Origin of the sequence: Nesterenkonia sp. PF2B19 (assembly GCF_001758425.2) — a bacterium.
Lineage (GTDB): Bacteria > Actinomycetota > Actinomycetes > Actinomycetales > Micrococcaceae > Nesterenkonia > Nesterenkonia aethiopica.
On the sequence record NZ_MDSS02000031.1, the window covers coordinates 1 to 13,414 of the forward strand.

Sequence of the window (13,414 nt, forward strand, 5' to 3'; positions counted from 1 at the left end):
CTCCGGGGGGCCGGGGCGCACCCGGCCAGCCCGCGGGAGTGCGGTGGTCCTCCGCGCCCGGGGCCGCGGACGGGACCGCGGCCGAGCAGCAGACCACCCTGGCCTACGCCCGGGCGGAGATCCTGCTGGACCGGTACGCAGTGGTGACCCGCGGCTCGGTGCTCGCCGAGCAGCAGACCGGTTCCCCTGGGACAGGGACCGCGCCCGGCGCGTCATCCGGGACGCGTCCGGCCTCTCATCCGAGAGGGTGCGCGCCGTCTCGCCGCTGTCCGGAGGCTTCGCCGCCGTCTACAAGGTGCTCGCCGCCGCGGAGGACGCCGGGCAGGTGCGTCGCGGCTATTTCATCGAGCAGCTCGGTGCCGCCCAGTTCACCACCTCCGCCACCATCGATTCTCTGCGGGCCACCGCCGACGCCCTCGAGGACCGGGCGGCCTCTGAGGCCTCCCCGGGACCCTCCGGGACCACGCACGGCACCCGCTCCGCTGACCACCCTGGCGGCGGGCCGCGTTCCGCCTGGGAGCACTCCTCCCCCAACCCGGTGGACCCGGAGACCGCCCGAGAGGTGCTGGTCCTGGCGGCCACCGACCCGGCCAACGCCTACGGCGCCGCCCTGGATTGGCCCGCCCTGGAGGACAGCCGACACCGTCCGGGACGCAAGGCCGGCGCCGTCGTCGTGCTCCACCGCGGCGAGCTCCTGCTGTATATGGAGCGGGGCGGCCGGACTCTGCTGGTGTTCACCGAGGAGGAGCACCTGCTGGAGGCCGCCCGCGCAGGCGCTGGTCGAGCGCCTGCGCCAGGCCCGCACCGGCCGCGTGGCCGTGGAACGTGTCAACGGGCAGCCGGTGCTCGGCACCCGGCTCGGGGACGCCCTGCGCCGTGCAGGTTTCCACTCCTCACCGTCGGGGCTGAGGTTTTCCGGTTAGGCTGATGCCATGACTCTCTGCCTTCCGTTCCTGATGTTCCAAGGTCAGGCCCAAGAGGCCATCGACCTCTACCTGGAGACGTTCCCGGACGCCGAGCTCATCGAGATCCAGCACCACCCCGAGGGGACCGAGATCTTCGACGCAGGCAACGGCGACGAGGACGAGGTCGCCGAGGTCGAGGAGGACACGGCGAGTGAGGAGCACGAGGGCGCCCCGGCCGACGAGACAGACCTCGATGCCGATGACGACACCGATGACGAGGGCGGCGTCGAGCATGACGACGCCGAAGGGACGGCCCCGGACGAGGGCGACACCTCAGCGGGCGACGGCGCTGTGACGCCCACCGACGAAGACCCCTCGCCGGCCACCGGCACGGACCTGACCACGGTGGATGCCGAGGCGACGCCCGCGGCCCCCACCCGGCTGGTCGCCACCGCCCAGGTGCTCGTGGGTGGACAGGTGCTGATGATCCAGGACAGCCTGGTGCGGCACGAGTTCAGCTTCACACCGTCGGTCTCGGTGGCCGTGGTGGTGGACACCACCACCGAGTTCGACGAGATCGTGGAGAAGCTCAGCGAGGGCGGCAGCTTCCTCATGGAGCCCGGCGACTACGACTTCGCGAAGAACTTCGCCTGGGTGCAGGACCGCTTCGGCATGTCCTGGCAGGTCAACCACCCGCTGACCGCACCCGACGAGAATATCGCCCAGGCCCAGGCCCCCGACTGGGGCTGAGCCCGCAGCCGCAGGCGGCTCGGCGACGGCCGAGCGGCCGGGTTCGGCGTGCTCAGCTCAGACGGTACGCTGGTCAGGTGGCTCAGACGTCTCCCCTCCCCGTTCGCGACGGGGTCAATGCCACCCGCCTGCGGCTCCCTCGCACCGGCCCCTGGGAGACCATCCACGACTACGTACTGGAGACCTTCGGCCACATCGACCACGGCGGCATCACCCGCAGGTTCGACGACGGCGAGGTCGTCGACGCCGCAGGCCGGCCGTTGACGACCTCCACCCCGCTGGGCGCCTGCGAGTTCCTCTGGTACTACCGATCCGTCAGCGACGAGCGTCCGCTGCCCGTGACCGAGGAGATCCTCCACGAGGACGAGCACCTGGTGGCGGTCGACAAGCCGCACTTCCTGCCCACCACCCCGGCGGGCCGATACGTCCAGGAGTCCCTGCTGGTGCGCCTGCGCCGCCGCCTCGACCTTCCCGACCTCGTTCCGATCCACAGACTGGACCGGGGCACCGCCGGCGTCGTGATCTTCTCCAAGGAACCCAGCACCCGTGGGGCCTATCAGCTGCTGTTCGAGAACCGGCAGGCGGACAAGACCTATGAGTGCGTCAGCGCCCTGCCTGCCGAGCCGCAGCACCAGCTGAGGTCCAAGGATGGTGGTCCCCCGTCGTTCGCCTCCCGGTTCCCGCTGACCGTGCGCAACCGCATCACCAAGACCAAGGGCGTCGTGGTCTCCGAGCTGCAGCCCTATGAGGTCGCCGACTCCGGCAGACGCCCGCAGGATCGTCGCGCCCCGAGGCGCGGGCGCCGGCGCACCACTCCGGTGCCCGGGCCCAACGCCTCCTCGCGCATCGAGCTGCTGAGCACCGGCCGGAACCGAGCCGGGGACGCCGTCGGGCACTTCCGGCTGATCCCGCACACCGGCAAGACCCACCAGCTGCGCATCCACATGGCCCTGTTGGGACTGGGCATCCTGCACGACCGCTTCTACCCGGAGCTGCTCGACGACGCTCCCGACGATTTCGACCGCCCGCTGCAGCTGCTGGCCCGCACCCTGAGCTTCATCGATCCCCTCAGCGGGGAGCCCAGGACGTTCACCTCCCGCCGGTCGCTGGTGGAAGCACCGACGACGAACCCCCTGGAGGCAGCCCCGTGGACGGACTGATCGCTGCAGCCCAGGCCCTGGACGACCCTCAGCTGCTCGAGGAGTGGGGCTGGTGGTACTTCGCCGCGCAGCTGATGGCCGTGGCGTTCACCGCCTTCGTGCCGCCCTTCCCCTCCGAACTGATGGTGATCGCCTCCGGGTCCATGGCCGCCGAGGGGCTGATGCCCCTGGGCCTCGTGCTCGCCGTGACCACGCTGGGCTGTCTGCTGGGCGACATCGGCGTCTACCTGCTGTTTCGGTACCAGCTGATCCGGGTGCTGCACCGGTGGAAATGGGGACGGCTCATCCACCGCAAGCTGCTGCGCCTGTCCATCAGAGCCGGCGGGGCCTCCACCTGGGTGGGGCTGCTGCTGATCCGAGCGATCCCCGGCGGCCGCTGCGCCTCCATGGCAACCGCCGGCATGATGCGGCTGACCTGGCCGTTCCTCGTGCCGCTCGCCCTCGCCGGGGCCGTGACCTGGTCGTTGTGGCTGGTCGGGCTAGGTTACATTACGGGAACAACTACGGGACTCCCCCCGTGGGCGAGCACGGTCGCCGCCGTCGCAGTAGGTACTCTGGTGGGGTTGATCATCGCCGTGGTCTCCGCGCGACGGCGACGATCACGTGCGAGTTCGGCCTGAGCCTCGGCAGAGGGCTGCTGGCCGGTTCCGCACGCCTGACACAGCTGGACCTCCGCTGTCCCGCACATCCTGTTCCTCACGAGGGGAGAACGCACCGTGACTGACCGGTCCTCAGAGTATTCACCGTCGGTCACCGCCCCTGCAGAAGAGCACCCCGAGCCGCATCCTGATGAGCTCCAGGGCGCCGACGAGCAGGGAACCGACGAGCAGATCGACGACGAACAGGGCGCCGACGAGCCAGTCGACGAACCTGGCGACGAGGCGACCGCCGACGACGCCGCAGCGGATCCTGGACAGGACAGCGAGTCCGGCGCCGAAGCCGATGACCTGGAGGCTCCCGCCGAGTCCGGAGTGATCGGCGCGGAGGCCGCCGCCCACGAGATCACTGAGCCCGCCCAGCACGAGCCCGCCCCGTCCGAGCCCGCGGATCCGACGTCAGAGTCGGACGTGACCGGGCCCGAGAGCGCACAGTCCGACGACGACGGCGCTGCTCGTGACTCCGAGGCGGGCCCCGGCACTGACACGCAGCCGGCAGTGTCCTCGGACACCGGTGAGGTGCGGATGAGCCGCCCGACTCCTGTGCTTCCTCCCGAGGCCCGCCCGGAAGAGAAGGAGGCCGGGCTCAGCGAGTTCTTCGACACCCTGGACGCGCGTTTCGCCGCGGCCACGGAGAAGCTCGCGCACGCCTTCCGCCGGCCCGAGCCCGGGGAGCAGATCGCCGCTCCCCTGGACCCGCGCCGAGCCCAGGGCCATGTGGTGGACCCGATTCCGACGGGGAGGCCGCCCTGGAGGAGCAGGCACTCCCCCAGGACGTCGATGACGCCTGGACCGGGCAGGACTGGTCCCACCAGGACCGGACCCACGACGACTGGCCCGCCCAGGACTGGACGCACCAGAGCTGGAACCCCCAGGCAGAGGCCGACCCTGACGCCGACCAGCCCCACGCCGACCAGCACCACGCCGACCAGCCCCGCGCCGACCAGCACGAGCCGTCGGTGGCTGCGCCGCCGTCGCCGTCGCCGAGGACACCGACCGCCCAGCATCGGATGCCGCGACTGATGCCTCCCAGGGGGCCGCAGAACCGGAGGCCACGGCCCAGGACCTGCCACCGCACCTGGAGGAGGACGAGGCCGACGACGTCGACCTCCCCGACGAGCAGACGGCCTCCGAGCTTGACTCCTACACGCAGCGGGCGCAGGAGCATCCCCCGCTGCCGACGTCGGACATCCTGCCGGACGAGGATGCCACCATGGTCACGCTGCCGCCGATCGACGCCCAGACCGGCGACCCGCGCACCAGCCGCATCCCCCTGCCGCGACCGCCCAAGCACGACGGCCGCCCGCTCCCCTGGGAGGCTCGGGAGCAGGAGGCCGAGGAAACGCGCCTGCAGGATGCCAGCGCCGCCCGTCGGCGCGCCGTGATCATGGAGAAGGCCGCCGCCATCGAGGCCGCCACCGACCATGAGGACGACGACGCGGACGAGTACGCGGATGACGAGGAGGACCTGTACACCTACATCCCGCCGTACAACCTCCCCTCCCGGGACCCCGACCCGCGGCCGGGAGCCGTCGACCTGGCTCGCCAGATCTTCGTCAGCGTCAGTGCGGTGGCCGCGCTGGCCTCCGCGCTGTGGATGCTGGGAGCCTTCGGCGGTCCGGCCATCATCGGGGGCAACGGACTTGAGACCCTGGTGGACGGCTGGTATTCGGGCGACGCCGCGCTGCTGACCCCCGACGCCGGTCACTACTGGCTCTGGCCGGTCATCGCGCTGGGACTGCTGGGACATGCGTCCATCAGTGGACCACCACACAGATCTCGACTCCCCGGCAGCGTCGCTCGGGCTGGCTGGTCGGCATCGCCTCGCTGATGATGCTGGTCTGGACGGCCGCCGTGCACGCGGGCATGCTCGCCGTCGCTGTGCTGGCCGCACTGGCCGCGGCCCTGGCCCTGGTGGACGCCGTCCGTCAGTTCACGCTCCATACCGCGCGGAACACCATCGAGCGCCGCTTCACCGACTCCACGGTGGGGCTGTTCACCGGCTGGGCCCTGGTCGGGGCGATGTCCTCCGTCTCGGCCGCCCTGACCGCCATGGGCGTGCGGATCCCCGGCTTCCCGGCGATCCTTTGGGCCATGATCGGCCTGGTGGTATGCATCTGGATCACCGCGTTCTACGCCATGACGGAGCGCGGCCGGATGACCATCGCGCTCGGCCTCGGCTGGGGCATGTTCTGGCTCGTGTTCCCCCGTCTGCTCTCCGAGACGCCCTCGGTGTGGGTGGCGATCGGGGCGGCCATGGGCGCCTTCGTGGTCATCCTGGCCACCGAGTCCCGACGGCACCGGATCAATCACGCGGAACGCCGCGCGGCCATGGGCCGCCCGGTGGACGACATCATCTGACACCGTCCGGCATACTCATCCGGCGTGCCCAGGGTGCGCCCATGGGCGGAGAGGCCCGGGGTGCGGTATGAATGGACTATGAGCGTGCGCACCCCCGATCCCAACCCGGGATGGCTGAACGAGGCAGACCTCTACGAGGCTCGCCGTCGACTCCCCATGGTCTACGTGGAGGCCATCCCAGTCCGCCAGGACTCCCTGGGCTATGTCACCGAGGTCGGGCTGCTCTACACGGCCGATGACGACGGCCGCTTCTACCGCACGGTGGTCTCCGGTCGCGTGATGTACCGGGAGACGATCCGGGCAGCCCTGCTGCGGCACATCGAGAAGGACCTCGGCTCCCTGTGTCTGCCGCAGATCCCGCCGTCGCCGACACCCTTCACCGTGGCGGAGTACTTCCCCTACCCGAGCGAGACCGGGCTGGTGGACGACCGGCAGCATGCCGTCTCCCTGGCCTACGTGGTCCCGGTCTCCGGCGAGTGCCAGCCCCGCCAGGATGCCCTCGAGCTGTCCTGGCTCTCTCCGGAGCAGGTGCTCAGCGACGAGGTCCAGGGAGAGTTCGTCGGCGGACGCGGTCAGCTGGTCCGCCAGGCCCTGGCGCACGTCGGCTTCGCCGGCTGACCGTCCTCCTCCGCGGCACCCGGGCGGCTGACGTCGCCACTTGCCCCCGCGCCCTCCCTTCCCCCGCCCACCCCTCCCGCTGAGTTGGTCGGACGTTGTGGAAACTCGAGTCGATCGAGCCGAGTACCCACAACTCCAGACCAACTCACCGCTCCTCAGTGACCGCTGACGCAATATGTCTTGACATTAGAACATCCACGCGACAGAGTGGTGCACACCACGTCATCACCAGCTCGTCGCCGCCACCGGCCGACGACGTCGAGGAGGCCGCAGTGACCACCACTCCCGCCCGCACCCCCAGCACCGCCGAGGACGGCACCCGCTCTCCCATCCTCATCGGCACCGCCCCGGACTCGTGGGGCGTCTGGTTCCCGGACGACCCGCAGCAGACCCCCTGGGAGCGGTTCCTCGACGAGGTGGTGGAGGCGGGCTATCACTGGATCGAGCTCGGCCCCTACGGATACCTGCCCACCGACGCTTCCCGCCTGGCCGATGAGCTCTCCGCCCGGGATCTGAAGGTCTCCGCCGGAACGGTCTTCACCGCCTTCCACCGCGCCGGGGCCGACGAGCGCCAGGCCACCTGGGATCAGATCCACCGCGTCGCCGAGCTGACCTCCGCTGTGGGCGGGGAGCACATCGTGGTCATTCCGGCCATGTGGCGCGACGACGTCACCGGCGAGGCGGTGGAGCCCGGAACCCTCGACGCCGACGGCTGGCGACGCCTGGCCGAGGGCCACGACGAGCTGGGCGCGGTGCTCGAAGAGAAGTACGGCCTGGCCCAGCAGTTCCACTCCCACGCGGACTCCCATGTGTGCTCCATGGACGAGATCCTCCGTTTCCTGGAGGAGACCGACCCACAGCGGGTCAGCCTGTGCCTGGACACCGGCCATGCCGAGTACGGCGGTGCCTCCTCCGCCGAGCTCATCCGGCGCCATCCGGACCGCATCGGCTACCTGCACCTGAAGCAGATCGACCCGGAGGTCATGGAGGTCGTCCGCCGCGACGACCTCACCTGGGCCGCCGCCAACAAAGCCGGTGTCATGGTCGAACCGCCCGGCGGCCTTCCGGACCTCTCCGAGGTCATCGATGAGCTCGAGCAGCTCGGCCGCTCCTTCTTCGGCATCGTCGAACAGGACATGTACCCGGTGACGTCCTTCCACGACCCCCTGCCGATCGCCGCTCGCACCCGGAAGCACCTCTGCGGCTGCGGCTCCCGCACGCGCATCCGCTGACGGGGCCGGAGCCGCAGACGAAGCCGCAGACGCAGCCGCAGACGCAGCGCACCGAATCTCCTCACAGCAGACCCCACATCACTCCTGGCACACCCGAAGGAGCACCCATGACCCACGAGCTCATCACGATGGGACGCATCAGCGTCGACATCTACCCTGACGACATCGGCGTCGGCCTGGCCGACGTCACCCGCTTCGGCAAGTACCTGGGCGGTTCGCCGGCGAACGTGGCCGTGGCCGCCGCCCGGCACGGACGACGCACCGCGGTGATCACCCGCACCGGGGACGACCCCTTCGGCGAGTTCCTCCACCAGGAGCTGCGGCGCTACGGCGTCGACGACCAGTGGGTCACAGCGGTGCCGGAGCTGCAGACCCCGGTCACCTTCTGCGCCATCCGGCCGCCCGAGGACTTCCCGCTCTACTTCTATGGACGCTCCCCCAGCGCCCCGGATTGGGAGATCGAGGCGAACGAGCTCGACACCGATGCCATCGCCGCGGCCCGGATCTTCTGGTCGACCGTCACCGGGCTCTCCCGCCCACGTTCCCGCCAGGCGCAGGTCACCGCCCACGAGGCCCGCCCGCAGGCCTCGCTGACGCCTGGCCAGCACACGGTCCTGGACCTCGACTACCGTCCCATGTTCTGGGACTCGGTGGAGCAGGCTCGAGAGCAGGTCGCCCGGATCCTGCCGCATGTCACCGTGGCGGTGGGCAACTCCGAGGAGTGTGCGGTGGCCGTGGGCGAGGGCACCCCGGACGACCAGGCGGACCGCCTGCTGGAGGCCGGAGTGAAGCTCGCCGTCGTCAAACGAGGCTCCGCCGGCGTCATGGCCGCCACCGCCGAGGAGCGGGTGGTCTCCAAGCCGCTGCCGGTGGAGACCGTCAACGGGCTCGGCGCCGGTGACTCCTTCGGCGGCGCGCTGGTCCACGGCCTGCTCGCCGGATGGCCGCTGGAGCAGGTCCTGGACTACGCCAACGCCGCCGGCGCCCTGGTCGCCACCCGGATCGCCTGCTCCGATGCGATGCCCACCCCCGACGAGGTCACCGCGCTGCTGGCCGAACGCGGCCGCCCCGTCCCCCAGGAGGTCCGGGCATGAGCCGCACCGACCCGCCCCGCACCTCCGAGGCGCTGACCCCGGTCCACCAGCTGCGCCGCGAGATCTCCCCTCCGCAGAGCACATCGCCCGACGACGAGGATCCGCGCCGCTATGAGCCGCTCACCCGCCTCCGACTGGAGCACCCGGAGTCCGTGGCGGCCGCCGCGCAGTCCCGACGACGTCACCCAGGCCCGGTGCACGGACGACAGAGCTTCATCATCGCCGCAGACCATGCCGCCCGCGGCGCCTTGGCGGTGAAGTCCGATCCGCAGGCCATGGCGGACCGGCGCCGGCTGCTCGACCGCCTCCGCATCGCCCTGGCCCACCCGAAGGTGGACGGCGTGCTGGCCTCCCCCGACGTGCTCGACGACCTGCTGCTGCTGGGCGCCCTGGACGGCAAGCTGATCTTCGGCTCCATGAACCGAGCCGGCCTGCCGGGCCTGGTCAATGAGATCGATGACCGCTTCACCGGGCACACCGCCTCAGCCCTGAGTGCCCTCGGGGCAGACGGCGGGAAGATGCTCACCCGGATCGCCTTCGACGACGCCGCCACCACCTCGGTGCTGGAGAGCACCGCCCAGGCGGTGGACCAGCTGCACGCCGACGGACTGATCGCCATGGTGGAGCCGTTCATCTCCCGCACCGAGGCCGGCCGCGTGGTCAACGACCTCTCCACCGAGGCGGTCATCCAGTCGGTGGCCATCGCCCAGGGGCTCGGTGCCAGCTCAGCGCGCACGTGGATGAAGCTGCCGGTGGTCGAGGACATGGAGCGCGTCATGGCCGCCACCACGCTGCCCACGGTCCTGCTCGGCGGAGACCCCTCCGGGCGCACCGACGAGGTCCTGGAGACCTGGCGCCGCGCCCTGGCGCTTCCGGGCGTGCAGGGACTCACGGTGGGCCGGACCCTGCTCTACCCTGACGGCGGTGACGTCGCCGCCGCCGTCGACGCCGCCGCCTCGCTGCTCAACGACAGCACACCCGGCGGCTCACCCGACGCCACAGATCCTGCACCGACCGGAGGACTCGCCCCGGCCGGCGCCACGAAGGAGGACCGATGACCACCCGTGAGATGTCCGTGGCCCAGGCCACCGTGGAGTTCCTCGCCAACCAGCGCACCGTGGACGTCGTCGACGGCGTCCGGACCGAGGTCCGCACGATCCCCGGCATGCACGGGATCTTCGGTCACGGCAATGTCGCCGGCGTCGGGCAGGCGCTGAAGCAGGCGCAGACTCTGGCGCCGGGGCTGATGCCCTACCACCAGGGCCGCAACGAGCAGGCCCTGGTCCACCAGGCCGTGGGTTATGCCCGGCACACCCGCCGCCGACAGACCTACGCGGTCACCGCCTCCATCGGACCCGGCTCCACCAATATGGCCACCGGCGCCGCCCTGGCGACGACCAACCGCCTTCCGGCCCTGCTGCTGCCGTCTGACGAGTTCGCCACCCGCGCCCCGGATCCGGTGCTGCAGCAGCTGGAGCTCCCCCATGCCTATGACGTCACCTGCGCGGACCTGTTCCGCCCGATCAGCCGGTACTTCGACCGCGTGCAGCGCCCCGAGCAGCTCTTCTCCGCCCTGCTGAACGGCATGCGGGTGCTGATGGACCCGGCGGAGACCGGTGCGGTGACCATCTCGCTGCCGCAGGACGTGCAGGCCGAACGCATCCTGGTGCCCGAGGAGTTCCTGGCACCTCGCGAATGGCGGATCCGCCGTCCCGCGCCCGAGGAGGTGGACCTCGCCGCCGCAGTGGAGGCCATCCGCGGGGCCCGGCAGCCGCTGATCATCGCCGGCGGGGGTGTGCACTACGGCTTCGCCACCGACGCGCTGCGCACGCTCGCCGAATCCACGGGCATCCCGGTCTCCTACACCCAGGCCGGGGTCGGCACGCTGCAGTGGGATCATCCGCTCTGCCTGGGGGCGATCGGCTCCACCGGATCCACCGCCTCCAACACCTACGCGCGGGACGCCGACGTCATCATCGGCATCGGCACCCGCTACGAGGACTTCACCACCGCCTCCATGACGGCCTTCCGACACCCAGGCGTACGATTCGTCAACATCAACATCGCCTCCCTGGACGCCTACAAGATGGGTGCCGGCGTGCAGATCGTCGCCGACGCCGGCACCACGCTGCCCCTTCTGCGTGAGCGCCTGGAGTCGGTGGGCCACCACACCTCCGCAGAGGTCGCTGAGCTGGTGCGCCGGGAGAAGGCCCGCTGGGACGCCACCGTCGACGAGGCCTTCACCGTGAGGAACCAGCCGCTGCCGGCGCAGACCGAGATCATCGGGGCCGTCAACGAGGCCATGGACGCGCGCGACGTCGTCATCTGCGCGGCCGGATCCCTCCCCGGAGACCTGCACAAGCTCTGGCGGGCCGAGGACCCCTACGGCTACCACGTGGAGTACGCGTTCTCCTGCATGGGCTACGAGATCGCCGGCGGCCTCGGGGTCAAGCGCGCCGCCCTGGCCGAAGCCCAGGCCCAAGGGAAGGCCCCGGAGGACGGCCGCGACGTCGTCGTCATGGTCGGTGACGGCTCCTACCTGATGATGCACACCGAGCTGGTCACCGCCGTGGCCGAACGCATCAAGCTCATCGTGGTGCTGCTGCAGAACCACGGCTACGCTTCGATCGGCTCGCTGTCCGAATCCCTGGGCTCCCAGCGCTTCGGCACGAAGTACCGCTACCTGGAGGACCAGCGACGGTTCGACGGCGCCCATGAGCTGCCCATCGACATCGCCACCAACGCTGAGTCGCTCGGCGTCGACGTCATCCGCGTGGAACCGGGCGAGGACGCGATCGACCGGCTGAACGCCGCCGTCGCCGAGGCCAAGGCCCGCCCGGAGGACTCGGGCCCGGTGCTGATCCACATCACCTCCGATCTCTACCTCGACGCCCCCGACTCCGAGTCCTGGTGGGACGTGCCGGTCACGGGCGTCTCCGAGCTGGACACCACACAGAACGCCTACCAGACCTACCGCGACCACAAGTCCCGGCAGCGGCAGCTGCTCGGCGACGGCCGCGACACCGACGAGAGGAACCACTGATGACCACCACCGAGACGACTCCCCAGACCACTGACGTCCAGAGCGCCGGCGTCGCCGAGATCACCCACTGGATCGACGGCACCGCCGACGCCGGCCACGGCACCCGCCGCCAGGACGTGTTCAACCCTGCCACCGGTCAGGTCAGCGGCACCCTGCACCTGGGCGACGGCGAGGACCTGGAGAAGACCCTGCTGGCCGCGCGGCGCGCCGCCGACCTCTGGGCGGAGACCTCGCTGTCCAAGCGCATGGCCGTGCTGTTCCGATTCCGCGAGCTGGTGGCCTCCCACACCCAGGAGCTGGCCGCGCTGATCACCGCCGAGCACGGCAAGATGCTCTCCGATGCCGCCGGGGAGGTCGCTCGCGGCCTGGAGGTCGTGGAGTTCGCCTGCGCGGCCCCGCAGACGCTGAAGGGCGACTACTCGGACCAGGTCTCCACCGGGATCGACGTCTTCTCCTTCCGGCAGCCCCTGGGTGTGGTCGCCGGAATCACTCCGTTCAACTTCCCCGTCATGGTGCCGCTGTGGATGGCTCCGGTGGCGATCGTGACCGGCAACGCGTTCGTGCTCAAGCCCTCGGAGCGGGACCCCTCGGCCTCCCTGCTGCTGGCCCAGCTGTGGAAGGAGTCCGGGCTGCCCGACGGCGTCTTCCAGGTGCTGCACGGCGACAAGGAGATCGTGGACGGCCTGCTGACCCATGAGCTGGTCGACGGCGTCTCCTTCGTGGGGTCCACTCCGATCGCGCAGTACGTCTATGAGACCGGCACCCGGCACGGCAAGCGCGTCCAGGCCCTCGGCGGGGCGAAGAACCACGCGGTGGTCCTGCCCGACGCCGACCTCGACCTCGCCGCCGATCACCTCTCGGCCGCGGCCTTCGGCTCCGCCGGCGAGCGCTGCATGGCGATCTCCGTGGCCGTGGCGGTGGGCGACGCGGCCGACGCCCTGGTCGAGAAGGTGGGCCAGCGCGCCCGGGACATCACCGTCGGTGACGGCACCCAGGCCGAGGCGGAGATGGGCCCGCTGATCACTCCGGCCTCCAAGGAGCGCGTGCAGCGCCTCGTGGGCGAGGCGGAGGCCGACGGCGCCGCCGTCGTCGTGGACGGGCGTGATCTGGTGGTGGACGGCCGGGAGGAGGGCTTCTTCGTGGGCCCGACCGTGCTGGACCGGGTCCAGGAGCACATGTCTGCCTATGAGCAGGAGATCTTCGGGCCGGTGCTCGCGGTGGTCCGCGTGGACACCCTGGAGGACGCGATCCGGGTGATCAACGCCAACCCATATGGCAACGGCACCGCGATCTTCACCGGCTCCGGCCATGCGGCCCGCACGTTCCAGCGGCAGGTCACTGTGGGCATGATCGGGGTGAACGTGCCGATCCCGGTGCCGGCGGCGCAGCACTCCTTCGGCGGGTGGAAGGACTCGCTGTTCGGGGATCACCACATCTATGGCCCCGACGGCGTGCACTTCTACACGCGCGGGAAGGTCATCACCCAGCGCTGGCCGCATCAGAACGACGAGTCGACCGCGTCGCTGAACTTCCCGTCCAACGGCTGAGACCCTCCCCGCCCGAAGATCGTCCCTCCGTGAGAGATCGTGCCTGAA

General features: G+C 70.7%; 12 protein-coding genes and 1 pseudogene. All 13 read left to right on the plus strand.

Annotated elements, in window-relative coordinates; translation table 11 throughout:
* Positions 1-923 (plus strand): annotated as a pseudogene (locus tag BCY76_RS10315) (Lhr family helicase); the annotation flags it as partial.
* A 9-nt stretch (positions 924-932) separates the two neighbouring features.
* Positions 933-1,655 carry a VOC family protein gene (locus BCY76_RS10320; protein ID WP_083277810.1) on the plus strand — a complete coding sequence of 241 codons (723 nt, stop codon included), beginning with the start codon at positions 933-935 and terminating at the stop codon, positions 1,653-1,655.
* Between the two features lie 77 nt (positions 1,656-1,732).
* On the plus strand, positions 1,733-2,815 hold the full coding sequence (locus tag BCY76_RS10325) for a pseudouridine synthase (RefSeq protein ID WP_070162631.1): 1,083 nt from the start codon (positions 1,733-1,735) through the stop codon (positions 2,813-2,815).
* Positions 2,803-3,435 carry a DedA family protein gene (locus BCY76_RS10330; RefSeq protein ID WP_139827731.1) on the plus strand — a complete coding sequence of 211 codons (633 nt, stop codon included), beginning with the start codon at positions 2,803-2,805 and terminating at the stop codon, positions 3,433-3,435. Before BCY76_RS10325 ends, BCY76_RS10330 begins: the two co-directional genes overlap by 13 nt.
* 96 nt (positions 3,436-3,531) lie before the next feature.
* Positions 3,532-4,494 carry a hypothetical protein gene (locus BCY76_RS10340; protein ID WP_139827732.1) on the plus strand — a complete coding sequence of 321 codons (963 nt, stop codon included), beginning with the start codon at positions 3,532-3,534 and terminating at the stop codon, positions 4,492-4,494.
* Positions 4,495-4,684: 190 nt separating this feature from the next.
* Positions 4,685-5,302, plus strand: coding sequence for a hypothetical protein (locus BCY76_RS10345; RefSeq protein ID WP_085437631.1), 618 nt, complete (start codon positions 4,685-4,687; stop codon positions 5,300-5,302).
* Positions 5,302-5,832, plus strand: a complete 531-nt coding sequence (locus BCY76_RS10350; RefSeq protein ID WP_070162638.1) for a hypothetical protein — start codon at positions 5,302-5,304, stop codon at positions 5,830-5,832. Before BCY76_RS10345 ends, BCY76_RS10350 begins: the two co-directional genes overlap by 1 nt.
* Positions 5,833-5,910: 78 nt before the next feature.
* Positions 5,911-6,450 (plus strand): NUDIX hydrolase family protein, encoded by a 540-nt coding sequence (locus BCY76_RS10355; RefSeq protein ID WP_070162639.1) that lies wholly within the window; start codon positions 5,911-5,913, stop codon positions 6,448-6,450.
* 272 nt (positions 6,451-6,722) lie between these two features.
* On the plus strand, positions 6,723-7,682 hold the full coding sequence (locus BCY76_RS10360) for a sugar phosphate isomerase/epimerase family protein (RefSeq protein WP_070162641.1): 960 nt from the start codon (positions 6,723-6,725) through the stop codon (positions 7,680-7,682).
* A gap of 107 nt (positions 7,683-7,789) precedes the next feature.
* Positions 7,790-8,776: a 5-dehydro-2-deoxygluconokinase gene (gene iolC, locus BCY76_RS10365; protein ID WP_070162643.1), complete on the plus strand. Its 987-nt coding sequence runs from the start codon at positions 7,790-7,792 to the stop codon at positions 8,774-8,776.
* Positions 8,773-9,834, plus strand: coding sequence for a Cgl0159 family (beta/alpha)8-fold protein (locus tag BCY76_RS10370; RefSeq protein ID WP_237090095.1), 1,062 nt, complete (start codon positions 8,773-8,775; stop codon positions 9,832-9,834). Before iolC ends, BCY76_RS10370 begins: the two co-directional genes overlap by 4 nt.
* Positions 9,831-11,819, plus strand: a complete 1,989-nt coding sequence (gene iolD, locus BCY76_RS10375) for a 3D-(3,5/4)-trihydroxycyclohexane-1,2-dione acylhydrolase (decyclizing) (protein ID WP_170922659.1) — start codon at positions 9,831-9,833, stop codon at positions 11,817-11,819. Before BCY76_RS10370 ends, iolD begins: the two co-directional genes overlap by 4 nt.
* On the plus strand, positions 11,819-13,366 hold the full coding sequence (locus BCY76_RS10380) for a CoA-acylating methylmalonate-semialdehyde dehydrogenase (RefSeq protein ID WP_070162645.1): 1,548 nt from the start codon (positions 11,819-11,821) through the stop codon (positions 13,364-13,366). The genes iolD and BCY76_RS10380 overlap by 1 nt, the downstream gene beginning before the upstream one ends.
* Positions 13,367-13,414: the final 48 nt, after the last annotated feature.

Bases quoted from the DNA above. Each gene is read 5' to 3' on its own strand.
- BCY76_RS10320 (WP_083277810.1), top strand. From the start codon at position 933: ATGACTCTCTGCCTTCCGTTCCTGATGTTCCAAGGTCAGGCCCAAGAG.
- BCY76_RS10380 (WP_070162645.1), top strand. From the start codon at position 11,819: ATGACCACCACCGAGACGACTCCCCAGACCACTGACGTCCAGAGCGCC.
- BCY76_RS10345 (WP_085437631.1), top strand. From the start codon at position 4,685: ATGGTCACGCTGCCGCCGATCGACGCCCAGACCGGCGACCCGCGCACC.
- BCY76_RS10370 (WP_237090095.1), top strand. From the start codon at position 8,773: ATGAGCCGCACCGACCCGCCCCGCACCTCCGAGGCGCTGACCCCGGTC.
- BCY76_RS10350 (WP_070162638.1), top strand. From the start codon at position 5,302: ATGATGCTGGTCTGGACGGCCGCCGTGCACGCGGGCATGCTCGCCGTC.
- iolD (WP_170922659.1), top strand. From the start codon at position 9,831: ATGACCACCCGTGAGATGTCCGTGGCCCAGGCCACCGTGGAGTTCCTC.
- iolC (WP_070162643.1), top strand. From the start codon at position 7,790: ATGACCCACGAGCTCATCACGATGGGACGCATCAGCGTCGACATCTAC.
- BCY76_RS10355 (WP_070162639.1), top strand. From the start codon at position 5,911: ATGAGCGTGCGCACCCCCGATCCCAACCCGGGATGGCTGAACGAGGCA.